Annotated in this window: 24 protein-coding genes; 17 read left to right on the top strand and 7 right to left on the bottom strand. The window is 61.0% G+C overall.

Annotated features, from left to right (window positions below; genetic code table 11):
* Positions 1 to 74 precede the first annotated feature (74 nt).
* From AC2FND_RS13365 to AC2FND_RS13295, 15 genes are all read left to right on the top strand, one after another.
* Positions 75 to 1,172, top strand: coding sequence for a UDP-N-acetylglucosamine--N-acetylmuramyl-(pentapeptide) pyrophosphoryl-undecaprenol N-acetylglucosamine transferase (locus AC2FND_RS13365; RefSeq protein ID WP_480545751.1), 1,098 nt, complete (start codon positions 75 to 77; stop codon positions 1,170 to 1,172).
* A complete protein-coding gene (gene murC, locus AC2FND_RS13360) occupies positions 1,169 to 2,578 on the top strand; it encodes a UDP-N-acetylmuramate--L-alanine ligase (protein ID WP_496770247.1) in 1,410 nt (469 codons plus the stop codon). Before AC2FND_RS13365 ends, murC begins: the two co-directional genes overlap by 4 nt.
* A gap of 75 nt (positions 2,579 to 2,653) precedes the next feature.
* A complete protein-coding gene (locus AC2FND_RS13355) occupies positions 2,654 to 2,902 on the top strand; it encodes a DUF2484 family protein (protein WP_209504521.1) in 249 nt (82 codons plus the stop codon).
* Positions 2,899 to 3,147 carry a DUF2484 family protein gene (locus tag AC2FND_RS13350; protein WP_496770246.1) on the top strand — a complete coding sequence of 83 codons (249 nt, stop codon included), beginning with the start codon at positions 2,899 to 2,901 and terminating at the stop codon, positions 3,145 to 3,147. The genes AC2FND_RS13355 and AC2FND_RS13350 overlap by 4 nt, the downstream gene beginning before the upstream one ends.
* Before the next feature lie 465 nt (positions 3,148 to 3,612).
* Complete coding sequence (locus tag AC2FND_RS13345) at positions 3,613 to 3,969, top strand: hypothetical protein (protein ID WP_496770244.1); 357 nt, start codon at positions 3,613 to 3,615, stop codon at positions 3,967 to 3,969.
* Between the two features lie 12 nt (positions 3,970 to 3,981).
* Positions 3,982 to 4,908: a UDP-N-acetylmuramate dehydrogenase gene (gene murB / locus AC2FND_RS13340; protein ID WP_496770243.1), complete on the top strand. Its 927-nt coding sequence runs from the start codon at positions 3,982 to 3,984 to the stop codon at positions 4,906 to 4,908.
* Between the two features lie 102 nt (positions 4,909 to 5,010).
* A complete protein-coding gene (locus AC2FND_RS13335) occupies positions 5,011 to 5,934 on the top strand; it encodes a D-alanine--D-alanine ligase (protein ID WP_496770251.1) in 924 nt (307 codons plus the stop codon).
* Complete coding sequence (locus tag AC2FND_RS13330) at positions 5,922 to 6,929, top strand: cell division protein FtsQ/DivIB (RefSeq protein WP_267363880.1); 1,008 nt, start codon at positions 5,922 to 5,924, stop codon at positions 6,927 to 6,929. Before AC2FND_RS13335 ends, AC2FND_RS13330 begins: the two co-directional genes overlap by 13 nt.
* 8 nt (positions 6,930 to 6,937) lie before the next feature.
* Complete coding sequence (gene ftsA, locus AC2FND_RS13325) at positions 6,938 to 8,272, top strand: cell division protein FtsA (protein WP_209504922.1); 1,335 nt, start codon at positions 6,938 to 6,940, stop codon at positions 8,270 to 8,272.
* On the top strand, positions 8,259 to 8,678 hold the full coding sequence (locus AC2FND_RS13320) for a hypothetical protein (RefSeq protein ID WP_209597776.1): 420 nt from the start codon (positions 8,259 to 8,261) through the stop codon (positions 8,676 to 8,678). Before ftsA ends, AC2FND_RS13320 begins: the two co-directional genes overlap by 14 nt.
* A 348-nt stretch (positions 8,679 to 9,026) precedes the next feature.
* On the top strand, positions 9,027 to 10,631 hold the full coding sequence (ftsZ, locus tag AC2FND_RS13315; protein ID WP_480486280.1) for a cell division protein FtsZ: 1,605 nt from the start codon (positions 9,027 to 9,029) through the stop codon (positions 10,629 to 10,631).
* Between the two features lie 213 nt (positions 10,632 to 10,844).
* Entirely contained in the window at positions 10,845 to 11,765 is a 921-nt protein-coding gene (lpxC, locus tag AC2FND_RS13310; RefSeq protein WP_496770241.1) for a UDP-3-O-acyl-N-acetylglucosamine deacetylase, read from the top strand.
* 126 nt (positions 11,766 to 11,891) lie between these two features.
* Positions 11,892 to 12,755: an outer membrane protein assembly factor BamD gene (locus tag AC2FND_RS13305; RefSeq protein WP_267363885.1), complete on the top strand. Its 864-nt coding sequence runs from the start codon at positions 11,892 to 11,894 to the stop codon at positions 12,753 to 12,755.
* Positions 12,756 to 12,791: 36 nt separating this feature from the next.
* Positions 12,792 to 14,441, top strand: coding sequence for a DNA repair protein RecN (gene recN / locus AC2FND_RS13300; RefSeq protein ID WP_496770240.1), 1,650 nt, complete (start codon positions 12,792 to 12,794; stop codon positions 14,439 to 14,441).
* A 99-nt stretch (positions 14,442 to 14,540) separates the two neighbouring features.
* Complete coding sequence (locus AC2FND_RS13295) at positions 14,541 to 16,226, top strand: chloride channel protein (RefSeq protein ID WP_496770239.1); 1,686 nt, start codon at positions 14,541 to 14,543, stop codon at positions 16,224 to 16,226.
* A gap of 59 nt (positions 16,227 to 16,285) precedes the next feature.
* Here AC2FND_RS13295 and AC2FND_RS13290 read toward each other — a convergent pair whose 3' ends face one another.
* The 4 genes from AC2FND_RS13290 to cobS all read right to left on the bottom strand — a co-directional run bounded on the left by AC2FND_RS13290 (position 16,286) and on the right by cobS (position 21,860).
* Positions 16,286 to 16,627, bottom strand: coding sequence for a DUF427 domain-containing protein (locus AC2FND_RS13290; RefSeq protein ID WP_209504510.1), 342 nt, complete (start codon positions 16,625 to 16,627; stop codon positions 16,286 to 16,288).
* Positions 16,628 to 16,690: 63 nt separating this feature from the next.
* Entirely contained in the window at positions 16,691 to 18,481 is a 1,791-nt protein-coding gene (locus AC2FND_RS13285) for an aminopeptidase P family protein (RefSeq protein WP_496770237.1), read from the bottom strand.
* A gap of 81 nt (positions 18,482 to 18,562) precedes the next feature.
* Positions 18,563 to 20,440, bottom strand: a complete 1,878-nt coding sequence (gene cobT, locus AC2FND_RS13280; protein WP_496770236.1) for a cobaltochelatase subunit CobT — start codon at positions 20,438 to 20,440, stop codon at positions 18,563 to 18,565.
* Positions 20,441 to 20,873: 433 nt separating this feature from the next.
* Positions 20,874 to 21,860, bottom strand: a complete 987-nt coding sequence (gene cobS, locus AC2FND_RS13275) for a cobaltochelatase subunit CobS (protein WP_209504507.1) — start codon at positions 21,858 to 21,860, stop codon at positions 20,874 to 20,876.
* Positions 21,861 to 21,961: 101 nt separating this feature from the next.
* Here cobS and AC2FND_RS13270 point away from each other — a divergent pair, with 101 nt between their 5' ends.
* Both AC2FND_RS13270 and AC2FND_RS13265 read left to right on the top strand, forming a co-directional pair.
* Positions 21,962 to 22,168, top strand: coding sequence for a hypothetical protein (locus AC2FND_RS13270; protein ID WP_496770235.1), 207 nt, complete (start codon positions 21,962 to 21,964; stop codon positions 22,166 to 22,168).
* 139 nt (positions 22,169 to 22,307) lie between these two features.
* Positions 22,308 to 23,198, top strand: coding sequence for a Hint domain-containing protein (locus AC2FND_RS13265; RefSeq protein WP_496770234.1), 891 nt, complete (start codon positions 22,308 to 22,310; stop codon positions 23,196 to 23,198).
* A gap of 166 nt (positions 23,199 to 23,364) precedes the next feature.
* Here the strand turns inward: AC2FND_RS13265 and AC2FND_RS13260 are convergent, their stop codons facing one another.
* From AC2FND_RS13260 to AC2FND_RS13250, 3 genes are all read right to left on the bottom strand, one after another.
* Positions 23,365 to 24,168, bottom strand: a complete 804-nt coding sequence (locus tag AC2FND_RS13260; RefSeq protein WP_496770232.1) for a hypothetical protein — start codon at positions 24,166 to 24,168, stop codon at positions 23,365 to 23,367.
* Between the two features lie 83 nt (positions 24,169 to 24,251).
* Positions 24,252 to 24,800, bottom strand: a complete 549-nt coding sequence (locus AC2FND_RS13255; protein ID WP_267365904.1) for an NYN domain-containing protein — start codon at positions 24,798 to 24,800, stop codon at positions 24,252 to 24,254.
* 132 nt (positions 24,801 to 24,932) lie between these two features.
* Positions 24,933 to 25,075, bottom strand: a 143-nt coding sequence (locus tag AC2FND_RS13250; protein WP_496770249.1) for a DnaJ domain-containing protein, incomplete at its 5' end; no start/stop codon positions are given.

Genomic DNA, 25,075 nt, shown 5'->3' with positions numbered 1-25,075 from the left:
GTTGGCATGCTGCTGGCCTTCACCCGAAACCGCCCACAGGGCGAACTAGGCGATATTCTGCGCGGACGAGGATAATGGGGAACCCTTACCTGTTGATTGCGGCTGGCGGCACCGGGGGCCATATGTTCCCCGCTCAGGCGCTGGCCGAGGCGATGCTGCACAAGGGCTGGCGCGTGCGCCTGTCCACCGACCCGCGCGGTGCGCGCTATACCGGTGGCTTTCCCCATTCGACCGAAATTGTCGAGGCGTCCTCGGCCACCTTCGCCCGTGGCGGCCTGGCGGCAAAGGCGATGGTTGGCCCGATTATCGCTGGTGGTGTCACCAGCATGATCTTCCAGATGATGCGCGACAAACCCGATGTTGTCGTGGGCTTTGGCGGTTATCCGTCGATCCCGGCGCTGGGCGCCGCGACCCTGCTGAAAATACCGCGGATGATCCATGAACAGAACGGGGTACTGGGCCGCGTGAACCAGCTGTTTGCAACCCGCGTTGCACAGGTGGCCTGCGGTGTCTGGCCGACGGATCTGCCCGAAGGCGCGCATGGCATCCACACCGGCAACCCGGTGCGTGCCGCGGTTCTGGACCGTGCCGCCGCCGGGTATATCCCGCCGGGTGACTATCCGATGTCGGTTCTGGTGATGGGCGGTTCGCAGGGTGCGCGCATCCTCAGCGATATGGTGCCCGGTGCGATTGCCGCGCTGCCCGAAGACCTTCGCGCGCATATCCGTGTCTCGCATCAGGCGCGGGATGAAGATGGTGAACGGGTCAGCGCATTCTACCAAGACCACGGAATCCGCGCCGACGTTCAGCCCTTCTTCGATGACATTCCCCGCCGCATGTCGGATGCGCAGCTGGTGATCTCGCGCTCGGGCGCGTCCAGCGTGGCCGATATCTCGGTCATCGGTCGCCCTTCGATCCTGATTCCGTTTGCTGCTGCCGCCGGGGATCATCAGACCGCCAACGCGCGCGGGCTGGTCCAGGCCGGCGGGGCCATCATGATCCCGGAAAATGCGCTTGACGTTCCCACGCTGACACAGCAAATCACCACGGTTCTTACGAACCCCGAAGCCGCACAGAAAATGGCCCATGGCGCTCTGTCGGTTGGGGCGCCCGATGCCACCCAGCGTCTGGTCGCTCTGGTCGAGCAGCTGGCGCAGAAGGAGACCACATGAACCCAGCAACCAAACTGCCGCAGGACGTAGGGCCGATCCACTTCGTGGGCATCGGCGGGATTGGCATGTCGGGTATCGCCGAGGTGCTGCTCAATCTGGGGTATCAGGTGCAGGGCTCGGACCTGAAGGCCTCGAAGATCACCGACCGGCTGGCCAGTTTGGGGGCCGAGATTTTCGTCGGCCAGCGCGCCGGAAACCTTGAAAACGCGGCCGTTGTGGTTGTCTCGACCGCGATCAAACCGGGCAACCCGGAGCTTGACCAAGCCCGCGCCCGAGGGCTGCCGGTTGTCCGCCGCGCCGACATGCTGGCCGAACTGATGCGCCTGCGCTCGAACATTGCCATTGCCGGAACACACGGCAAGACCACCACGACGACCATGATGGCCGAACTGATGGTCGCAGGCGATTTCGATCCGACCGTGATCAATGGCGGCATCATCCACGCCTATGGATCGAACGCGCGGATGGGGCAGGGCGAATGGATGGTGGTCGAAGCCGACGAGAGCGATGGCTCGTTCAACCGCCTGCCCGCAACCATTGCCATTGTCACCAATATCGACCCCGAGCATATGGAACATTGGGGTGATTTCGACAGGCTGCGCGACGGCTTTTACGAATTCGTCTCGAACCTGCCATTCTACGGTCTGGCCGTCTGCTGCACCGATCATGCCGAGGTTCAGGCCCTTGTCGGCCGCATCACCGACCGCCGCGTGCGCACCTATGGGTTCAACGCGCAGGCGGATGTGCGGGCTGTGAACCTGACCTATAAGGGCGGCGTGGCGCATTTCGACATCCACCTGCAATACGAAGACAAGATGATCGAAGGCTGCACCCTGCCGATGCCCGGCGATCACAACGTCTCAAACGCGCTGTCCGCTGTGGCTGTCGCCCGCCATCTGGGCATGAAAGCTGCGGAAATCCGCGACGCGCTGGCCAATTTCGGCGGCGTCAACCGTCGTTTTACAAAGGTCGGGGAAATCGACGGTGTCACCATCATCGACGATTACGGCCACCACCCGGTCGAAATCGCAGCCGTTCTCAAGGCCGCCCGTCAGGCGACCGAAGGCCGCGTGATCGCCGTGCATCAGCCGCACCGCTATTCGCGCCTGTCCAACCTGTTTGACGATTTCTGCACCTGCTTCAACGACGCCGATGTCGTGGCCATTGCCGAGGTTTTTGCCGCTGGCGAAGACCCGATCGAAGGCGCGTCGCGCGACGATCTGGTGCAGGGTCTGATCCGTCACGGCCACCGCCACGCCCGTGCGCTGCTGGATGAAGACGACCTTGAACGCCTCGTGCGCGAACAGGCCCGTCCCGGCGATATGGTCGTCTGCCTCGGCGCCGGTACGATCAGCGCCTGGGCCAATGGCCTGCCCGAGAGATTGCAAAGAAAACAAGCTGTTTGACGCGTCATTTGTTTGTCGCACAACTTAAAAGTGTGATATTCTGACCGCAACAGTCGCGTGTCCTCGGAGGGGCGAATGGACTATTCGATGATCTTTGCAGCGCTTTGGGTGATCTGCGCCACCATCGTGGCAATGCTGCCGATGCGGCTGCAATTCCCGCCGGGGTTTGTCCTGTTGGTCTGCGCACCAGTGCTGGTCGTATGGCTTGGATATGTCCACGGCTGGTTCTGGTCGGTCGCGGCATTTGCCGGGTTCGTGTCGATGTTCCGCAACCCCATCCGGTATTACTGGCGCAAATGGACAGGGCGCGAGGTCGCAGAATGACGTGGTCTATCGCTCTGGCAGCCCTGTGGGGCATTGCCGCCAACGTTCTTGCGCTGATCCCCAGCACCGACAACCACTGGACGCGCGCCTATATCCTGATCATCGTGGGCATTCCCATCGTCGGCTATGTCACCTATGAAAATGGCCCCTGGATCGGGCTGCTGGTGCTGGCAATGGGCATGTCCGTGCTGCGCTGGCCGGTGATTTATCTGGGGCGTTGGTTGCGCTCGGGCTTTGGGGGTTGAATTGGGAAGCGCTACCTTTTTTAGCATCGCACGGGCAATACCCTTCTTTCTGATCTGGATGGCGGCTCACATACGTCTAAAAAAGGGAAAGTTCAGAGGGCCAGTATACATTCTGTTATTTCTCATTTTATCTGTGCCGGTAGGTCGGGCATTGTCATTTGACAGGATGCTCTATGGGTTTGACCCGGTTGTCTATAAATACGCATCTGCCAATTATCTCATTGCAACTCTTCTACCGCTGGGTGCTGGATTGAGTGTTGGCATATGCACGGGTCTATTGCATCGCGCCCTGATGCGATGGTTCTGCGGAGCGCACCCAAACAGGAATACCGGATCGGATACCTGAACCAATTTCCGAAAGCGCAGCCTCGAACTTCTACGGTTTATTGCATGTGCTCGTGCTGGCTCAAGCCTAAGAAGAATCGGTGCGTCATTTGCAGGCGGAGATGAAGACTAGGAATCAATATGCCTAACAATATGGATATCGTTGCGGGGATGCTTATCGGAACATCACCCGTGACGCTACTAACTCTGATAGCTTCTCATAAGCTTGTTACGCGGGGCAAGATTCGAGGGCCGGTTTTTCTGTTTCTGTTTGTGGTGATTTCAGGTGCTTATGCGCTTGCTGTATCGTTTGAGCTTCTTGCGACACCAGGAAGTTCAGTGCATGAATTCAACGTAACGTCGACTTACTTTAGCGGTGCAGCCGTCCCTTTGGCGCTCGGATTGACCTTTGGCATTACGACAGGTCTAGTCAGACGCATGTTTGCCAGTCTTGCCAAAAATAGGGAGCTGACAGGTGACAAATCATCTGTAGCGTAATACCAGCGTGCCATGACTTGTATTCCGATCCCGCGCGGCAAACTCACTGAAAACCGACCCCTAAACGACCTCACATGGCTCCGCGTCGGTGGGCCAGCGGATTACCTGTTTCAACCTGCCGATATCGAAGACTTGCAGGCCTTCCTGCGCGATCTGCCGGATGTTGTGCCGGTTTTTCCGATGGGGGTCGGCTCGAACCTCATCGTGCGCGATGGCGGCATGCGGGCCGTTGTGATCCGGCTGGGGCGCGGGTTCAACGCCATCTCGGTTGAGGGCAACACCGTCACCGCGGGCGCGGCGGCGCTGGACGCGCATGTTGCGCGCAAGGCGGCGGATGCGGGTGTGGACCTGACCTTTCTGCGCACTATCCCCGGCTCGATCGGGGGCGCAGTGCGGATGAATGCGGGCTGTTATGGCAGCTACACGGCGGATGTGCTGCGCAAGGCCACCATTGTCACCCGGCAGGGCGACCTGCGGGACCTGACGCCCGAGGATCTGAACTTTCGCTATCGCCAGTCCGACCTGCCCGAAGGCGCCGTTCTGATTTCGGCCACGTTCGAAGGCCCGTCCGGCGATCCCGATGACCTTCATGCCCGAATGGAAGCGCAACTGAAAAAGCGTGACGAAACCCAACCCACCAAAGACCGCAGTGCCGGATCGACCTTCCGCAACCCGGCCGGGTTTTCCTCGACCGGGCAGGCTGATGACGTGCATGACCTCAAGGCGTGGAAAGTGATCGACGATGCGGGAATGCGCGGCGCGACACGCGGCGGGGCGCAGATGAGCCCGAAACACTCGAACTTCCTGATCAATACCGGCACCGCCACCGCTGATGACCTCGAAGGTCTGGGCGAAGAGGTGCGAAAAAAGGTTTACGAAACAAGCGGCATCACGTTAGAGTGGGAAATCATGCGGATCGGTGATCCGCTAAAAGAATAAAGCCCCGACCGTCAGACCAAAACAGGCAAATTCAGGCGACGGATCAAAGGCATAAACGCAGTACGGACCACCACATAAGGTCCGGGGACATTGAGGCGCACGTTGGGTATGTCGAGCAGGACAAACCCCAAAGTGGCGGTATTGATGGGTGGCCCCTCGGCGGAACGCGAGGTGTCTCTCAGCTCTGGGCGCGAATGCGCGGCCGCCCTTGTGGGAGAAGGTATTGAAGTGGTCGTACTGGACGCTGGTCCCGACCTCTATGCGCGCCTGTTGGATATTCAGCCGGATGTGGTTTTCAACGCCTTGCATGGCCGCTGGGGCGAAGATGGCTGCGTGCAGGGGATGCTGGAATGGATGCGGATTCCCTATACCCATTCGGGCGTTCTGGCCTCGGCCCTTGCCATGGACAAGCAACGCAGCAAGGACGTCTATCAGGCCGAAGGTCTGCCCGTTGTCCCTAGTGTGATCGTTCCACGGGCCGCGGTGACCCGCGCCCACGTGATGGAACCGCCCTATGTGGCTAAACCCAATAACGAAGGGTCCAGCGTCGGCATCTACATCGTCCACGAAAACGCCAATGGCCCGCCGCAGCTGTCCGAAGACATGCCCGACCAGATCATGGTCGAGAAATACGTGGCCGGGCGCGAGTTGACCGTGACCGTGATGGGCGACCGCGCCCTGACCGTGACCGAGATCATGACCGATGGCGGCTGGTACGACTACGACGCCAAGTACAAACCCGGCGGATCATGGCACGTGGTCCCCGCCGATATCCCGCAGGACATCTTTGATCGCTGCATGGATTATGCCCTGCGCGCGCATGATGCTTTGGGCTGCAGGGGCGTCAGCCGCACCGATTTTCGCTGGGATGACAGCGCGGGTGCTGATGGGCTGTTTCTGTTGGAAACCAATACCCAGCCGGGCATGACGCCCACTTCACTGGCCCCGGAACAGGCCGCGCATCTGGGCATGACATTTGGCCAACTCTGCGCCTGGATGGTTAAGGACGCCTCATGCAACCGTTAATCGCCAGCCGCTCTCTGGAAATCCATCGCACCAAACCCCTTGCCGGGCCGGATGCCGATTTTGCCTCGGCAGATACGGAACCGCATGACACCCAGCCCATTCTGCGTCTGCGCGGGGCGCGGGTGTTTTCCCGCACCGCACGCCGCAGTGATCCGGCCCCGTCGCGCCTCAGCTATCGTCTTCAGCGCTGGATGCTGACACCGGGCATCCGTCTGGGCGTCAAGCTTGGCCTGCCGATCTGCGCCATTGCCGCGGCAGTTGGTGTCTATTTTGCCTCTCAGGACCGGCGCGAGGCGCTTGGTACCTATATCGCCGATATTCGCACCTCGATTCAGGAACGCCCCGAGTTCATGGTTAACCTGATGGCCATCGACGGGGCAGGCACCAGCCTGTCCGATGATATTCGCGAGGTCGTGCCTCTGGATTTTCCGATCAGTTCCTGGGATCTGGATGTCGAACAGATGCGCGACACGATCACCGGGCTTGATCCGGTGAAATCGGCCACCGTCCGCATCCGTCCGGGCGGCATCCTTCAGGTCAACGTGGTCGAGCGTCAGCCCGTGATTGTCTGGCGGACGCATGACGGGCTCGAACTGCTCGACGAGACCGGCGCGCATGTCAAGGAAACCACCTCTCGCAAGGACCATGCCGACCTGCCTTTGATCGCGGGCGCGGGCGCGGATGCCCATGTGGCGCAGGCGCTCGAGATTTTTCAGACCGCCCGCAGCCTGGGCAATCGTGTGCGCGGGCTGGTGCGCGTGGGTGAACGGCGCTGGGATCTGGTCCTCGACCGTGGCCAGCGCATCATGCTGCCGACCGAGCGCCCGGTGCGCGCGCTGGAACGCGTGCTTGCGGTGAACGAGGTGCAGGACCTTCTGGAACGCGACGTGGCCGTGGTCGACATGCGCCTTGGCCAGCGTCCCACCATTCGAATGACCAAAGCCGCCAGCGAAGACTGGTGGAATACAAAAGTGACAATGAGTAACGGGCAGTAACGAGCATGATGACCGATCTTTATCAGTCCCAACGCGCCATGCGTCAGATGCGGCGCCAGGCATTGCAACGCGGTGTGATCGCGATTCTGGATGTGGGCAGTTCCAAGATTGCCTGCCTCGTTCTGCGTTTCGACGGATCGGGCCGGCTGAGTGAAGATAACACCATCGGCTCAATGGCGGGGCAGACGGGGTTTCGGGTGATCGGGGCCGCAACGACACGTTCGCGCGGCGTACAGTTTGGCGAAGTCACCGCCATGCAGGAAACCGAACGCGCCATCCGCACCGCCCTGCAAGCGGCGCAGAAGATGGCCGATATTCGCGTCGATCACGTCATCGCCTGTTTCTCGGGGGCCAACCCGCGCTCTTACGGGCTGGACGCGCAGGTCGATCTGGATGGCCAACTGGTGTCCGAGGCCGAAGTGGGCCGTGTTCTGAACGCCTGCGACGTGCCGGATTACGGCGACGGGCGTGAAGTGCTGCACGCACAGCCGGTCAACTTTGCGCTCGACAACCGCTCGGGCCTGATCGACCCGCGCGGGCAGATGGGTCAAAGCCTTGCGGTCGATATGCACATGCTGACCGTCGATGCGATGGCGATCCAGAACATCGTGCGCTGTATCAAACGCTGCGATCTGGAACTCGCCGGGATTGCAAACTCGGCCTATGTCTCGGGAATTTCCGCGCTGGTCGAGGATGAGCAGGAACTGGGCGCGGCCTGTATCGACATGGGCGGCGGCACCACCAGCGTTTCGATCTTCATGAAGAAACACATGATCTATGCCGACTGCGTGCGCATGGGCGGCGATCACGTGACCGCCGATATCTCGATGGGTTTGGGTGTGCCCGCGGCAGTGGCAGAACGGATCAAGACATTCAATGGCGGCGTTCATGCGACCGGCGCTGATGACCGCGACATGATCGATATTGGCGGCGATACCGGTGACTGGGAACACGACCGCCGCACCGTCAGCCGGGCCGAACTGATCGGCATCATGCGCCCGCGCGTCGAGGAGATCCTTGAAGAGGTCCGCGTGCGTCTGGATGCGGCCGGGTTTGAACATATGCCAAGCCAGCAGATCGTTCTGACCGGTGGCGGCAGTCAGATCATGGGGCTGGACGGTCTGGCGACCCGCATCCTTGGTCAACGCGTGCGTCTGGGTCGCCCGCTGCGGGTGCATGGCCTGCCGCAATCGGCGACAGGTCCGGCGTTCTCGTCCTCCGTGGGGCTCAGCCTGTTTGCGGCGCACCCGCAGGACGAATGGTGGGATTTCGAAATCCCGGTCGACACCTACGCCGCGCGCCCGTTCAAGCGGGCCGTCCGGTGGTTCCGTGACAATTGGTAGCCCCCTGTGCCGGGCCGCTTTGTGTGCGGCCCTGTTGCCGGGATGGGTTTCGGCCCAGACCATCATCACGCCCGAAGCGTTTCTGGATGCCGCCGTCGGCAAAACGCTCACCTTCCATGAGATTCGCAGCAACGATCTGGTCGGGACCGAGCAATTTCTGAACCGTCACATCTCGGTCTGGCGGCAAGAGGGGCAGGGCTGTGTCTATGGGCAGATCACCACGCCAAACGGTCAGATCTGCTTTCTGTATGACAACGATCCGGATGGTATTCCCGTCTGCTGGTGGCCCTTCCTGCACGAAGGCCGTCTGATGGTGCGTCTGGCCTCGTTTGCAGATGGCGAAATCCAGGAGGTGCGCAGCATCACCGAAACCAGCCTCAACTGTCCAAGTGCACCGCTCAGTTGAAAAATCCGGTTGCAGCGCGTCGATTTATCCCTCAAGATATCCACAAGGCCCGGCAGAGGCCTCGCGGCAGGACCTGAGCAGTTTTCCGCAGTGTAAATGATGGTCGACGAAAGCGTGACGAACGGCTGAGTCCTCGCGCCGGGACCGTCTGCCTTGTGATGGTCGCCGTTGTTTCCGCTATATCTGGCAGTACCTGCGAAATGCCGCCGGTTTCTGCCTTATTTCCTCCATATTTTGTGGTGAATCGCGATTTTTGACGTGACCTTTTCGCATCAGCCCGCTAGAATCGAGCAAGGATAGGTAAGAAAAACACCGCTTTGGCGGAACATAAATACAGGCGGACAGAGCATGACATTGAATCTTTCGATGCCCGGGCAAGACGAACTGAAGCCTCGGATTACAGTATTTGGCGTTGGCGGTGCGGGCGGTAACGCTGTCAATAACATGATTGAAAAACAGCTGGACGGCGTCGATTTTGTCGTCGCCAACACCGACGCGCAGGCGCTGCAGCAAAGCCAGTCCTCGGCGCGGGTTCAACTGGGTGTGAAGGTCACCGAAGGTCTGGGTGCGGGGGCCCGTCCGGCCGTGGGTGCCGCAGCTGCCGAAGAAAGCATCGAACAGATCGTCGACCATCTGGCAGGCGCGCATATGTGCTTTATCACCGCGGGCATGGGCGGCGGCACCGGCACCGGCGCTGCTCCGATCATCGCGCAGGCCGCGCGTGAGCTGGGTGTGCTGACCGTGGGTGTCGTAACCAAGCCCTTCCAGTTCGAAGGTGCCAAGCGGATGCGTCAGGCCGAAGACGGCGTTGAGGCGCTGCAACGGGTCGTCGACACGCTGATCATCATTCCGAACCAGAACCTGTTCCGCCTCGCCAATGAAAAGACCACCTTTACCGAGGCGTTCTCGATGGCCGACGATGTCCTGTATCAGGGTGTCAAAGGCGTAACCGACCTGATGGTGCGTCCGGGCCTGATCAACCTCGACTTTGCGGATGTGCGCGCCGTAATGGACGAGATGGGCAAAGCCATGATGGGCACCGGCGAGGCAACAGGCGAAGACCGCGCCATCCAGGCGGCGGAGAAAGCCATTGCGAACCCGCTGCTGGACGAAATCAGCCTCAAGGGCGCCAAAGGCGTGCTGATCAACATCACCGGTTCGCACGACCTGACCCTGTTCGAGCTGGACGAAGCCGCCAACCGCATCCGCGAGGAAGTGGACCCCGAGGCGAACATCATCGTCGGCTCGACGCTGGATACCGCCATGGAAGGCGGTATGCGCGTGTCGGTTGTTGCAACCGGCATCGACGCCACCGAAAAAACCGCTGATGTCCCGGTCGCGCGCCGCTCGATGTCCGAGCCGCTGACCCGCACCGTTTCGGCTGAAGAATACGGTCGCGAAGAAGCGCCCGCAGCCGCCGAAATGGCAGAGCCCGCGCCGCAGATGGAAGAAAACCGCGAACCTTCGCTGTTTGAAGCCGCGGAAGAGCCCGCCCAGCCGCAGTTCCAGCCGCTTGACGAGCGGGATGAGGATGACCTGCCGCCCCCGGCCTATCAGCCGCGCGTCGCCGAATTCGAGCCGCAGCCCGAGCAGGTCGAACCGGCGCCCGAGGCATTTGTTGCCCCACGCGCGCCTGTCGCAGGCACCCCGTCGCCCGAAGCGCTCCAGCGTTTGCAGGCAGCGGTCCAGAAGGTTCCCTCGGCAGCTCAGCGCGCCGCAGCCCCCCGCCCACAAGCGGCGGTTTCGCATCACGAACCCGAAGAACGCTCGCGGTTTGGTTTCAATCGGCTGATCGACCGGATGACCGGGCACGCCTCTGACACACCGGCTCAACCGCCGCGTCAGCAGCCCGTTCTGCGCCAGTCCGAGGCCACGGCACCGATTCACGATGAGGCCGACCCGGATCAGGATCGTATCGAAATTCCGGCCTTCCTGCGCCGTCAGGCCAACTGATCGCGGTAACAAAATCCACTCATGGGGTCGCCATTTGGCGGCCCTAATTCTTTTTAAAACAGTGGCTTACGAACGTGTAAGCAGGGTTTTGCCGATCTGTTACATACATGTTTCATTCGGTTACAAAGAGTGAGTTGAGCCTTGACGCGGCCTTCCTTAACTCAGTGTTCAACACAGCCCGAGAAGGCTGGACACCACTCGCCGAGGCCCATTTTGCAACATACGCTCAAATCTCCGGTCACGTTTAAAGGCGTCGGGCTGCACAGCGGCAAGCCTGCGACCATGGTCCTGAAACCGGCGGCAGTTGGTCATGGCATCTGGTTCAAACGGACGGATATCCATCTGGGCGATGCGATGATCCCGGCGATCTATCACGTGGTCGAACGGACCCCGCTTTGCACCCGTCTGGTCAATGACGCCGGGGTGTCGGTATCCACCATCGAACATATCATGGCTGCTTTGGCCGGGTGCGGCGTTCACAACGCGCTGATTGAAATCGACGGCCCCGAAGTTCCGATCATGGACGGGTCTTCGATCGATTTCGTACGCGGTATCATGGCCCGAGGCGTGCGTCGTCAGGCCAGCCCGGTGCTGGCCTATGAGGTGCTGAAGACCGTCACCGCATCGCGGGAAGGCGCCAGCGCAAGCATCGCGCCCGCGGATGGGCTGATCATCGACTTTCACATCGATTTCGAAGACAGCGCAATCGGCAGCCAGACCAAGACGCTGGATATGCGCAACGGGTCGTTCGCGCGCGAACTCAGCGATTGCCGCACCTTCTGCCGCCGCATTGATGTCGAAGCCATGCGCGAAAACGGGCTGGCCCTTGGCGGTACCCTGGATAACGCCGTGGTCGTGCAGGGCAACGAGGTGCTGACACCCGGCGGGTTCCGCCGCGCCGACGAAGCTGTGCGCCACAAGATGCTGGATGCTCTGGGTGATCTCTATCTGGCAGGCGGGCCGATTCTGGGCCATTTCACGGGCGACAAGTCGGGTCATTCGCTGACCAACACATTGCTGCGCAATCTGTTTGAAACACCCGGCGCGGTGCGTCCGGTTCTGTGCACGCCGGAACAGGCCGCACGCCTGCCGGGGCAGGGCCTGATCGTAAACGAAATTCCCGAAGTCGCCTGATCAGATCAACTCTGACGACATTTGCGCCAGATGTTGCATAAGGCGTTTTGCACCGGAATTTTCTGTGCTAGACCATGGCTCAATTCGGGGCGAACCCCCTTAAGTAAGACGACAAGGATGGGCGGTATGGTTGGCAGCAAAGCGGCAGTCAGATTCGCAGGCGCGGTTCTTCTGGCAGCAGTTTTGACGGCATGTGGAAACGCAGGCGGCCTTTTTGGCAACAAGGGCGCGGACCGGGATCAGAATCTGGAAGGGTTCACACCGGAACAGATCTACACCCGTGGCGAATACGAACTGTCGCAGAATCGCTCGGATGACGCGGCCTGGTATTTCTCCGAGGTCGAGCGTCTGTATCCCTATTCCGACTGGGCCAAGCGTGCGCTGATCATGCAGGCGTTCTCTTTCCATTCCGACAAGAACTACGAAGAAAGCCGGGCCGCGGCCCAGCGGTATATCGACTTCTACCCAACAGACGAAGATGCGGCCTATGCCCAGTATCTGCTGGCGCTCAGCTATTACGACCAGATTGACGAGGTCGGGCGCGATCAGGGGCTGACCTTTCAGGCGCTGCAATCGCTGCGCACTGTGATCGAGGTTTATCCCGACAGCGAATATGCCACCTCGGCAGTGCTGAAATTCGATCTGGCCTTTGACCATCTGGCCGGCAAAGAGATGGAGATCGGGCGATACTACCTGCGTCAGGATCACTTTGTTGCCGCCATCAACCGCTTCCGCGTCGTGGTCGAGGATTTCCAGACCACATCCCACACCGCCGAAGCGCTCTATCGTCTGGTCGAGGCTTATCTGTCCCTCGGCCTTCTGGATGAGGCGCAAACCGCAGGTGCCATCCTTGGCTACAACTACCAATCCTCGGAATGGTATGACGATGCCTACAAGCTGCTGACCTCACGCGGGCTCCAGCTCAAGAGCCGTGGCAACAACTGGCTCAGCACGATCTATCGTCAGACCATCAAGGGTGAGTGGTTGTAATCGCCATGGCATTAGGCTTGGGACGCTGAAGACCCGATGCTGCGCGCCCTTGATATCCGCGACATGCTGATCATCGACCGGCTGGAACTCAGTTTTCAGCCGGGCCTGAATGCGTTGACCGGCGAAACCGGCGCGGGCAAGTCGATCCTTCTGGATTCTCTGGGCTTTGTTCTGGGTTGGCGCGGGCGGGCCGAACTGGTGCGGCAGGGTGCGGCGCAGGGCGAGGTTGTGGCAGAGTTTGAACTTTCCCCCGATCATCCCGCGCATGCGATATTGGCCGAAGCAGGCCTGCCGGGCGGGGATGAGCTGATCCTGCGCCGGATCAACACCGCCGAGGGGCGCAAGACCGCCTGGGTCAATGATCGTCGCTGCTCGGGCGATGTGCTGCGGGCGCTGTCGGAAACCCTGATCGAACTGCACGGCCAGCACGATGACCGCGGGCTGCTGAACCCGCGTGGCCACCGGGCCATGCTGGACGATTTCGCCGGGGTTTCGGACCGGCTGACATCCGTTCGTGCGGCCTGGACCGACATGTCACGCGCCCGCAAGGCACTGGCCGAGACCGAGGCCGCTCTGGCTGCCGTCCGAAGTGAGGAAGATTTCCTGCGCCACGCGATTGCCGAGCTGGATCAGCTTGATCCTCAGCCCAATGAGGATGCCGAACTTGATGCCCGCCGCCGCATGATGCAGGGGGCCGAGCGTATCCGCGATGATGTCGCCCGCGCCTACGCCCTGCTGTCCGGGGACGGTGCCGAAGGGGCGATGTCCGACGCTATCCGCTGGCTGGAAGGTGTTTCCGGAAACGCGGGCGGTCAGCTGGACGAGCCGATTGCCGCGCTGGGCCGCGCGATGATTGAACTGGGCGAGGCGCAGGATGGCGTGAACACCTGCCTTCAGGCGCTGGACTTCAACCCCTCGGAACTGGAACAGGCCGAGGAACGCCTGTTTGCCATCCGCGCACTGGCCCGCAAACATGACGTGGCCCCGGATGATCTGGGCGCGTTTGCCGACACTCTGCGCACCCGCCTCAACCAGTTGGAAGCAGGCGATGCCGACCTGGCGGACAGACGTGCCGCCGTGGACGCGGCACAAAAGGCTTATGACACTGCCGCCACCGACCTCAGCGCGGCCCGCGCAGCTGCTGCAGGGCGGCTGGACACTGCCGTCATGGCGGAACTGGCCCCGCTCAAGATGGAACGCGCTGTGTTTCGGACCGAACTCACCCCGGCTGAACCCGGCCCCGAAGGGACCGACGCGGTGGCCTTTACCGTGGCCACCAACCCCGGCGCGCCTGCCGGGCCGCTGAACAAGATCGCGTCAGGGGGTGAACTCAGCCGCTTCCTGCTGGCGCTCAAAGTGTGCCTGTCGGGCGATGACAGCGCCCGCACGATGATCTTTGACGAGATTGACCGCGGCGTCGGCGGGGCCACTGCCGACGCGGTCGGGCGCAGGCTGGCGTCATTGGCACAGGGCGGGCAGGTGCTGGTTGTCACCCATTCCCCGCAGGTCGCTGCCCGTGCGGCGCATCACTGGCGGGTGCAGAAACAGGTCACGGACGGGCAAACCCTGTCCACCGTCATCCCTCTGGCCCAACCCGACCGGGTGGACGAGATTGCGCGCATGGTGGCGGGCGACACCATCACGGACGAGGCCCGCGCCGCCGCCCGGGCCCTGCTGCAGGCCTGATGCGCCCGTGGCACGAATTGGCTTCACACTGTCGCTATCTCACTTTTATTAGGGTGCTCCGTGGCTTACTAAGGGTTACGTGATGATCCCCGAGGGCCAATGACCCAGTCGACCCGCACCGTTCTGCGCAACCAGCTCAATCAGGCTCTGGCCGCGATCAGGGATGCGTGGCGGGTGATGCTGCGCCGGGGACCAAGCCAGATCCAGTTCTGGTTCATCGCGCTGGTCATCGGTATCGCTGCCGGTTTCATGGCGCTTGGATTCCGCAAGGCCATCCGCGCGTTGCAGGCCTATCTCTACGACACCGACGACGTTCTGCTGCTGCACAGCCATGCCGAGAAACTGCCGTGGTTCATGATCCTGATCATCCCGATCATCGGTGGGCTGGTCGTGGGCCTGATCCTGAACCGGTTCACCAATGACGGGCGCGTCAGGTCTGTCGCTGATGTGATCGAAGGATCCGCCATCACCGATGGACGGGTCGAGGTCAAGGCCGGCATCGCCTCGTTCTTTGCCTCGCTGATCACGCTCAGTTCCGGGGGGTCAACGGGCCGCGAAGGCCCCGTGGTGCATATGGCCGGGGTGATTTCCACCTGGGTCAGCAACCGCATCCATGCCGACGGGATCACGGGCCGTGATCTGCTGGGCTGTGCTGTCGCCGCCGCCGTATCAGCCAGCTTCAACGCCCCCATCGCCGGGGCCCTGTTCGCGCTCGAAGTTGTGCTGCGCCACTTCGCCGTGCATGCCTTTGCCCCGATCGTCATCGCGTCGGTCGCCGGAACGGTGATCAACCGGTTGGAATATGGCGACGTTACCGAGTTCACGCTGGAAACGCCCGGATCGCTGCAATTCTATGTTGAACTTCCGGCCTTCCTGATCCTTGGCCTGATCTGCGGTTTTGTTGCGCTGCTGCTGATGCGGTCGATCTTCTTTGCTGATGATATCGGCAGCCATATCCAGAACCGCCTGTCCATTCCGGGCTGGCTGCGCCCGGCCGTGTCCGGCGCGATGCTGGGGCTGATGGCGATCTGGTTCCCGCATATCATCGGTGTCGGCTATCAGACCACGATCCGCGCCCTGACCGGTGATCTGCTGCTGACTACCGCGATCCTGTTTGCGGTGACCAAGACAGTGGCTGTGGCGATCACCATGGGCGGGCGCATGGGGGGCGGGGTGTTTTCACCGTCCCTGATGATCGGCGCGCTGACCGGGCTGGCGTTCGGACTGATCGCCACTGGGCTGCTGCCGGATGTGTCCGGCACGCATACGCTTTATGCCTTTGCCGGAATGGGCGCCGTGGCTGCTGCGGTGCTGGGCGCGCCCATCTCGACCACTCTGATCGTATTTGAACTGACCGGAGACTGGCAGATCGGCCTTGCCGTGATGGTGACTGTATCCATATCCACCGCATTGGCGTCGCGCCTTGTGGACCGGTCATTTTTCCTGACCCAGTTGGAACGCCGCGATGTCCACCTAGCCGCCGGGCCGCAGGCCTATCTGCTGGCGATGCTGCGCGCCGGGGCGGTGATGCGCCCCATCGGGGATGACCGTTCAATCACTGCGGACGAGGCGCACGCCCTGATCGAACAGGGCCTGTGTATTCAGGCCAGCGCCACGCTTGAGGCCGCGATGCCCTATTTCGACCGTGACGACATACCCTGCATTCCGGTTATCGTTCTGGAACAGGACGGGTCCGAGACACCCGTCGGCGCGCTCTACCATGTCGACGCGCTCAAGGCGTACAACCGGGCCCTTGCAGCCACCGCAGCCGAGGAACATTCATAAGGCTCCCGCGACCGGGACAAGCGTTCCCAAAGCCTCCGTTGAAACCCTGTCCGGTGCCTTTAAATCTGTTCCACCTTCACCGAGTCCACCGGATAAAACGCCAGGTATCCCTTGATCTCGGCCACGGCGGAAACCGGGTCTTCATAACTCCAGACCGCGTTTTCGGTCACCGAGGATTTGTTGACGATGGAAAAATGCGTCGCATCACCCATGCGGGCGCAATGCGTCACCTTGTCGGTCTGGTCCAGAAACGCCATCGCAACATCGCCACGCGGAAAGTAAATCACCGGAGCTTTGTCGCCTTCGTGCAGTTCCAGCGCGTTGCTCGTTTCGCCCAGAATCGCACCGCCCGAACGGACAGTCCATTTGCCCGGTGCTTTTTGGATCGTGATCTCAGTCATTTCTATTCCTTCCGTCGACGTATTGGGGCCTCTCCTCTGCCCGTTCTATGTAACAGGCGGGTGTCAGATCGGCGCAGTTGCGGCATCCAACCACAGTTGCGCGTCATGTCCCAGCCTTGGGCGGATTTTTTCCGCGACGTCGCGATGATAGGCGTTCAGCCAGCCGCGTTCGTCAGGCGTCAACATATCCTCCATGATCAGCCTGCGGTCAATTGGCACAAATGTCAGGGTGCGCCAGCACAGCATCGCGCGTTCCGCATCGCCACCGGGCAGGGCCGGGGCCTCTTCCACCACCACAAGGTTTTCAATGCGGATGCCAAAGGCACCTTCGCGGTAATATCCCGGCTCATTCGACAGGATCATGCCGGGTTGCAGCGGGACATGGCTGACCTTCGACAAGCGCTGCGGTCCTTCATGCACGCTCAGATAGGCCCCGACACCATGTCCGACGCCATGATTGAAATCCTGCCCCGCCGCCCATAGCGGCGTGCGGGCCACGCATTCGATATCGCGCCCGGCCAGCCCTGCGGGCCAGCGCAGCATCGACATGGCAATCATGCCCTTCAGCACGCGGGTGAAGCAGGTCTTTTCCTCCGCCCCGACAGTGCCGATGGCAAGCGTCCGCGTGATATCGGTGGTGCCATCCAGATATTGCCCGCCACTGTCCAGCACCAGCAGATGACCATCCTGCAACCGGCTGTCGGTCTCGTCCGTCACGCGGTAATGCATGATCGCTCCGTTCGGACCCGTCCCGGCAATGGTATCGAACGAGATATCCTGCAACACATTGTCCCTGCGGCGGTTTTCTTCCAGCCGCGTGACCACCAGCGTCTCGGACAGGCTGCCGGGGGGCTGTGCGTCCAGCCAGCACAGGGTTTCGACCACCGCCACCGCATCACGCAAATGCGCCTCGGCGCTGCCCGCGATTTCGGCCGGGTTCTTGCAGGCCTTGGGCAGGGCACAGGGGTCGCCGCCATCCACCATGGCATCGCCCAACGCGTCCGCCACGATCTGCGGCACCGTGCTCAGGTCCACCTGTACCGCACCGTCCAGCGCTGCCACCGCGTCCAGAAACTCCGCAGGGTGGCGCACCGTTACCTTCGGGTCCAGATGATCCTGCACCTCCAACAGTTTTGCCGCAGCCATGAACAGATCGACCCGGCCATCGTCATGCAGGATCGCAAACCCGTGGGCCACCGGATTATAGGCGATATCCGACCCCCGAATGTTCAGCAGCCACATGATCGAATCCGGCAATGTAATCACCGCGGCCTTTCGCCCGGCCTGCCGCAGGTCTGCGGCCAGTCGGGTAATCTTGCTGTCAGCGGTTTCGCCTGCAAACTCGATCGGATGCGCCTTGACCGCCTGCATCGGCGGTTCAGGCTGATCCGCCCAAATGCGGTCCACCAGATTGCCGCAGCGCACCAGTTCGATGCCTGCGCCCTCAAGCTCGCCCAGCGTGGACGAGATCTGCCCTGCCGCGTGCAGCCACGGGTCGAAACCCACCTTGCCACCACCGGGCAACTGCTCCTTCAGCCATGCACTCAGGCTCACGTCAGGCCACGGCACCGGCGTGAACACATCCGCGACCTGCGCCTTGACCTGCGTGCGATACCGCCCGTCGACGAATACGCCAGCCATGCCGGTCAGCGCAGCACAGAACCCGGCCGATCCCGTAAATCCGGTCAACCAGGCCAGTCGTTCATCCCGCGGGGCCACATACTCGCCCTGATGCGCATCAGCACGCGGGATCAGAAACCCGTCCAACTCTTCGCGCGCCAGCTCCGCGCGTAACGCAGCCAGACGCGGCGGCCCCTGCTCGGGCCGCGCGGTCACCTCAAAGGATTGGAACATACTACACCTCCCTCAGCCGGGCGGTCGAAATCGCCGCCTTTTCATCTTTTGGGAAATACTCCCGCCGGAGGCAAGGCCAGCCTAGCTGACCTTCTTCATCCCCATCACCCGCGCCCGCGCGCGCGGATCACTGTCGAACAGGGCCGCCAGTTGTTCCGTCATCGCACCGGCCAGCTGTTCCACATCGGTGATTGTCACCGCACGGTCGTAATACCGGGTCACATCATGACCGATGCCAATCGCCAGCAGCTCGACCATCTTGCGCTTCTCCACCATGGCAATCACATCGCGCAGGTGCTTTTCCAGATAGTTGGCGGGGTTCACGCTCAGGGTTGAATCATCAACCGGAGCCCCATCCGAAATCACCATCAGAATCTTGCGCTGCTCGCGCCGCGCGATCATCCGGCGATGCGCCCATTCCAGCGCCTCGCCGTCGATGTTTTCCTTCAGCAGGCCCTCTTTCATCATCAGACCCAGATTGGGCCGCGCCCGCCGCCACGGCGCATCGGCCCCCTTGTAGATGATGTGGCGCAGGTCGTTCAGACGGCCGGGTTGCTGCGGGCGGCCATCGTTCAACCACGCCTCGCGCGCCTGACCGCCTTTCCACGCCCGCGTGGTAAAGCCCAGAATCTCGACCTTCACATTGCAGCGTTCCAGCGTCCGCGCCAGAACATCGGCGCAGATGGCCGCGATCGAGATCGGACGCCCCCGCATCGACCCCGAATTGTCCAGCAGCAACGTGACCACCGTATCGCGGAACTCGGTATCCTTCTCGACCTTGAAACTCAGCGGTGTGGTGGGGTTGGCGACAACGCGCGCCAGACGGCCCGCATCCAGAATGCCTTCCTCGCGGTCGAACTCCCAACTGCGGTTCTGTTGCGCCTGCAACCGGCGCTGCAACTTGTTGGCAAGGCGCGAAACCGCCCCTTTCAAAGGTTCAAGCTGCTGATCCAGATAGGCCCGCAGCCGTTCCAGTTCCGCAGGTTCGGCCAGATCTTCGGCGGCAATCTCTTCATCATGCGTGCTCAGATAGACCTTGTAATCCGGATCGGCCTCGGATGCGGGCGGCGGGGCAGGCGGCTCCAGCGGCGCTTCGCCATCAGGCATCTCGGCCTCGTCACCCAGCTCATCCTCGGCCATCTCATCCATCGAGACCTGCGCCTGAGATTGATCCTGCTGCTCTTCCTGCGTCCGCTCAGGCGTCGCATCCGCGTCCTGATCGTCCTGATCATCCTGACCGGTGCTGTCGGGATCGGGCTGTTCCTCGGCGTCGTCCTCGGCCTGATCTTCTTGTTCGTCGTCCAACTCGTCGGGGTCATCACCCAGCTGGTCGCCATAGCCCAGATCCTTGATCATCTGCCGCGCGAACCTGGCGAATTCCGCCTGATCCGACAGCACGTCATCAAGGTTCTCCAACACGCCACCGGCCTGTTCCTCGATGAACCCGCGCCACAGGTTCATGATGTTCTCGGCCGCAGGCGGCAGATCGCGCCCGGTGGCCAGATGCCGGATCAGGTATCCCGCCGCCACCGACAAGGGCGCATCGGCAGGCTGCTTGCACTGGTCATATCCGCGCCGGATCGCCTCATGCCCGATCTTGACGTCGATATTGCTGGCAGTGCCGGGCATGTCCCGCGCGCCCATCGCCTCGCAACGTGCCGTTTCCATCGCCTCGTACAAGTCCCGCGCCATGTCCCCCGGAGGCGCATAGCGCGCATGGGTTGCGTCATCATGATACCGGCGCTGCAACGCCAAAGCATCCGCCGTGCCGCGCGCCAGCAGAACCTCTTCCCGCGTCATACGGCGCGACACCTGCGGCAGCCGCATCGACTCACCCGACAAGCCCGACGGATCGACCGTGTACGAAATGTTCAGCTCAGGATCATCGGCCATGACCTTGGTGGCTTCGGCCAAGGCCTTCTTGAAGGGATCGGCAGGGTTGTCGTTTGGTTTACTCATTCAAAAAACTGCTAGGTTTTGCGTTTCTGGGTATCTTGAAGCCAGTCTCTTGCACTTGTCAAAAAGTGAGTGCGAGATCCGACCAGTTACAGGATCCTCACGGGGGCCAAACTGCTCAAGCTCCTCGCTGGATACAGGTCGTTTCCACAGGCTTTGTAGGTCTTTCCATCCAGAACGATAGTTCATTTTTGCGAGTAACGTGTGAAACGCATTTGACGCTTTGGTTTCGTTTGCGGATTGGAGACCGTTCTTGCTATTGTACGCTGCCCAATAGTGAAAAACTGACCCACAACTGAGAGCGCCGAACGCGTCTCCACCGTCATGAGAAGATATGAAGTCCTCTTCCAAGTAGGCATTTGGGTAACGGTTTTCAAATCTGACCGGTGTACAGCCAGCGCATACGGTCGCAATGAGCGCAGAGGTGATGCTTGCCTTAACCAAGGCTCGCGCTCGCGGCGCTCTCCGGCAGTTCCTCGTCGAAACAACGCTGATAGAACTCGGCCACGGTCTGACGTTCCAACTCGTCGCATTTGTTCAGGAACGACAGGCGGAAAGCATAACCCACGTTGCGGAAGATCTCGGCATTCTGCGCCCAGTTGATCACGGTCCGCGGGCTCATGACAGTGGACAGATCGCCATTCATGAAGGCGGTCCGGGTCAGGTCGGCCACGGTGACCATCTGGCTGACGGTCTTGCGCCCCTCGGCGGTGTTGTAGTGTGGCGCCTTCGACAGCACGATCATCGTCTCGGCATCATGGCTCAGATAGTTCAGGGTCGAGACCAGCGACCAGCGGTCCATCTGCGCCTGGTTGATCTGCTGCGTGCCGTGATACAGACCCGTGGTATCGCCCAGACCCACGGTGTTTGCAGTGGCAAACAGGCGGAAACACGGGTTCGGCGTGATGATCTCATTCTGGTCCAGCAGGGTCAGCTTGCCGTCATGTTCCAGCACGCGCTGGATCACGAACATCACGTCGGCCCGGCCCGCGTCATATTCGTCGAATACGATGGCGACGGGGTTGCGCAGGGCCCAGGGCAGGATGCCCTCGTGGAATTCAGTCACCTGCTTGCCATCGCGCAGTTTGATCGCGTCCTTGCCGATCAGGTCGATCCGGCTGATATGGCTGTCCAGGTTCACGCGCACGGCGGGCCAGTTCAGACGGGCGGCGACCTGCTCGATATGGGTCGATTTGCCGGTGCCGTGATAACCCTGAATCATCACCCGGCGATTATGGGCAAAGCCCGCCAGGATCGCCAATGTTGTCTCGGGGTCAAACTTGTAGGTCGGGTCGATGACGGGCACACGGTCGGTGGCTTCGGCAAACCCTTTGACCTTCATATCCGTCTCAATGCCAAATACGTCACGGACCGAGATATCTTCGGTGGGTTTTGCGTTTACATCGATCGATCCGTCAGCCATTCGCCTTGTCCTTATCCTTTGGCCCGTATTGCCGGGTTTGAACCCGTGTGTGGTGCAACATATTGCGGGCAAGGGCAAGGGAAAGCCGCCCGCTCGGAAAGGTGAGCAGGTTTTTCTTTCAAACTGGCCCTATTGACGCGCGTGCGATCCTTGGTCGCGACGGGTACAAGGCACAGATCACGCTGCATTCCTCAATGACAGCGCGGCCTGATCGGATGCAGATGCCGAACCATGTGTCCGAAATGCTGCAAGCAGGTGGGCATTCGGCAAACTATATGTTGTGGAAAGTGACCTTATCAGACATATAAAATGGTCTTATGGGGCGTTTTATAAGTGATCGGGTGTTGGTGAAACGGGAATGCCGGGTGCGGCTCCGTCTGCAATGTTGCTCTGGGTCGAGTGATCAGCAGGCGTCGATATCTGCCAGCATGGCCTTGGTGACGCCCGGTGGCATTTAACGTTCTTCTCCATACGGCCAGAACAACGGGCCAGAACGATCTCATCGTCCAGAACACGACACAATCCGCGATCATCAGCGGATCGATGGTGTCGTTTGACGGGGGCGCGACTTTCCAGCCTTACACCTATCTGGGGCAAGGAAACTACCGCGGAACCGGGGAAACCGGAGAATTCATTCAGGTCGGCGGGCAAATCTACGCCTGGGATGCCAATAACCCAACCGGTCCGATGACCACTGGCAACTGGAAGATCACCCCGAGTGATCTGAACCCAACCAATCCGCCCTGTTTTGTCTCGGGCACCCTGATCGAAACGGATCGCGGCCCGCGCCCGGTCGAAGATCTGGCCGTGGGTGACCGGGTTTGCGTAGCCGGCGGGACCACGCTGCCCATCGAATGGATCGGCAAACGAACACTCAGCGCGCAAATCCTGCGGGTCCGGCCCCAGTTCAACCCGGTCTGCATCCGGCGCGATGCGTTGGGCAAGGGGCTGCCGGACAGGGATCTTTACCTCTCTCCGCAACACCGCGTTGTGCTGGGGGGCTGGCGGGCCGAGCTTTATTTTGGCGCGCCAAGCGTGTTCTGCGCGGCCATTCATCTGGTCAACGATGATACCATCCGGCAGGTGACCACGGGCGAAGCGGTGACATATTATCACATCGCCTGCGCCGAACATGTGATCCTCACATCGCACGGATTGCAAAGCGAAAGCCTGTTCCCGGGCGACATGGCGCTGAAATCACTGCATCGCGAGGATGTCGAAGAACTGCGCGCGCTCTTTCCGGTGTTGCGTTCAGACGCAGGACCACACCCCCAAACGCGCCTAAGCTGCCTGACCGGGCGCGAGGCACGCGCGTTGCGAGACGTGTTCGCAGAATAGTCCCGCGTTGCGGAAATCGTGGCGCCATTGTTGGTGCGCACCCGGATCACGCCGCGCTGTTAACAGCATTAGTGCTTTAGTTGCCAATCGGGGATCAACCGAACAAGGTTTGACGCCTTCATCCTCCGGGACATCAACCCAACATCATTCGCGCATGGCTCAGACCCTAGGTTGTCAACCCGCCCATGGCCCAATCGGCATGGGTCTCGATAACACTGGCCACGGCCAGCGCCTTTTCCACGATATCCTCCGGAGTGTCCTCGGCGAACGCAATGCCGGTCATCCTGTCGTGCATCGCTTCCGAGGTGTAAAACTCAAAGGCCCGCGTATTGCCGGGGCTGTTCCAGAATGCGGTAATCCAGATCGAGTCCCGCCCCGGAACGCAATATGCGCACCAATCGCGCCACAGGCGCAGCACCAATTCGGTATCCGGGCTTGCGGCGACCTGTTCGAACAGCGACTCCAGCGGCCATCCTGCCAGGGCGAACATGCAAAGCGTATCGTCCAGGCAGCCGCGTTCCCGTGCCATCTCGCGTTTCAAATATGCGCGCTGGAACCGGTCTAGAACCTGCCATTCCTCGGGCGACCAGTTCTTCGGGTTGCCGGTTTCATACCGGTTCAGGCTCACCTCCAGCCCAACGCTGGCGGGGTCTTCGTCCACGGCCAGAATCTCAAGGATCCGGGGCAGCAGGTATCCCCATGTGTCGCGGGCTATCCCCGCAGGATCACAAGCGGCAAAGAACCAGTCCTGAACGTAATGCAGGGGCAGCTGGGCAATGGGCGGCGTGAAGAAATCCGCCTCAATGTCGGCGTCCATGCAGCAGCCTTCGCAAACCTCGATGCTGCTCGGCTTTGGATAGGCAAAAACCCTGTACGCATCGCTGATGATGTCTGAAAACGGATGATCCGGCGGGATCTTGGCTTTTGGCGGTTTCTGCTCTTTGCGTGCCACGGTGCTTGCATCCAACACGGTTATTTCGGGGCAGGGGCCCGTCGGTATCACTCCTGAACGCTACGAAACCCGGATCGTTGCGTAAAGCTGTGGTCGCGTGGTCAAAGCGAAAACCAAAGCTCGTCCTTGCGAAAACCACCTTTCACAAGGCGATCCGCTTTCAACACATCCGGAAACTCGTCCTCCCAGTCGCGGAACCTGTCATTTGTCACGATACGCGCCCTGCTGTCCCGCGCGGCCTGCAAGATCAGGGGATCTGCTGGCGTGCCTTTGGGCGCCACCATGACTCGCTTGGCCCGCAAGCCCAGGGCGCGGCTCAGCGCCCGGTCGTTCATGTATTCCCCTTCGACCTTGTACCCGACATTCGCATCGAACACGACGCCCGGTTTGAACCCGGCTTGCTTCAGGCTGGCCAGAACCTGCCGCAACGTAGCCAGATCCGGTGCGCCGTCTTTCCAGTGCATCACGTTCGACCCGTCCACGATGATCCATGTGTTGGCCCTGCGCCAGTCGAACCAGGCCCGGATCAGAAGGATCGTACTGGCGAACACACAAAGCAGGGACAAAAGGAACAGCCAGTCCATCTCGGTCGGATAGAACTGCGCCACGACCAGCCCGCAAAGAGAGGCAAGCAACAGTAAGAAAGGCATACGCACAGTGGACGCTCCGGGAAAAGCTCTGGTTCTATACCCTGCCACTATCGCGGGAATTGAAACAGGTTTCCAGACAGCATCCTCACAATCGTTTCAAACTGTGTATACAACTGGCGACTGACGGTGACCCTACTTGAAATTCCGGCTGTCCTTGATCTGGTCCCAGGCCCAGACGACCTCTTGCAGCTGCTCTTCCTGCGACCGGTCGCCGCCGTTCATGTCCGGGTGCAACACCTTGATCAGCTTCTTGTAAGCTTTGCGCACTTCGGCCT

Source organism: Ruegeria sp. BHSB056, from assembly GCF_059613305.1.
This window is presented reverse-complemented; position numbering and strand designations above follow the sequence as displayed.

Bases quoted from the DNA above. Each gene is read 5' to 3' on its own strand.
- AC2FND_RS13365 (WP_480545751.1), top strand. From the start codon at position 75: ATGGGGAACCCTTACCTGTTGATTGCGGCTGGCGGCACCGGGGGCCAT.
- murC (WP_496770247.1), top strand. From the start codon at position 1,169: ATGAACCCAGCAACCAAACTGCCGCAGGACGTAGGGCCGATCCACTTC.
- AC2FND_RS13355 (WP_209504521.1), top strand. From the start codon at position 2,654: ATGGACTATTCGATGATCTTTGCAGCGCTTTGGGTGATCTGCGCCACC.
- AC2FND_RS13350 (WP_496770246.1), top strand. From the start codon at position 2,899: ATGACGTGGTCTATCGCTCTGGCAGCCCTGTGGGGCATTGCCGCCAAC.
- AC2FND_RS13345 (WP_496770244.1), top strand. From the start codon at position 3,613: ATGCCTAACAATATGGATATCGTTGCGGGGATGCTTATCGGAACATCA.
- murB (WP_496770243.1), top strand. From the start codon at position 3,982: ATGACTTGTATTCCGATCCCGCGCGGCAAACTCACTGAAAACCGACCC.
- AC2FND_RS13330 (WP_267363880.1), top strand. From the start codon at position 5,922: ATGCAACCGTTAATCGCCAGCCGCTCTCTGGAAATCCATCGCACCAAA.
- ftsA (WP_209504922.1), top strand. From the start codon at position 6,938: ATGACCGATCTTTATCAGTCCCAACGCGCCATGCGTCAGATGCGGCGC.
- ftsZ (WP_480486280.1), top strand. From the start codon at position 9,027: ATGACATTGAATCTTTCGATGCCCGGGCAAGACGAACTGAAGCCTCGG.
- AC2FND_RS13305 (WP_267363885.1), top strand. From the start codon at position 11,892: ATGGTTGGCAGCAAAGCGGCAGTCAGATTCGCAGGCGCGGTTCTTCTG.
- recN (WP_496770240.1), top strand. From the start codon at position 12,792: ATGCTGCGCGCCCTTGATATCCGCGACATGCTGATCATCGACCGGCTG.
- AC2FND_RS13295 (WP_496770239.1), top strand. From the start codon at position 14,541: ATGACCCAGTCGACCCGCACCGTTCTGCGCAACCAGCTCAATCAGGCT.
- AC2FND_RS13290 (WP_209504510.1), bottom strand. From the start codon at position 16,627: ATGACTGAGATCACGATCCAAAAAGCACCGGGCAAATGGACTGTCCGT.
- AC2FND_RS13285 (WP_496770237.1), bottom strand. From the start codon at position 18,481: ATGTTCCAATCCTTTGAGGTGACCGCGCGGCCCGAGCAGGGGCCGCCG.
- cobT (WP_496770236.1), bottom strand. From the start codon at position 20,440: ATGAGTAAACCAAACGACAACCCTGCCGATCCCTTCAAGAAGGCCTTG.
- cobS (WP_209504507.1), bottom strand. From the start codon at position 21,860: ATGGCTGACGGATCGATCGATGTAAACGCAAAACCCACCGAAGATATC.
- AC2FND_RS13255 (WP_267365904.1), bottom strand. From the start codon at position 24,800: ATGCCTTTCTTACTGTTGCTTGCCTCTCTTTGCGGGCTGGTCGTGGCG.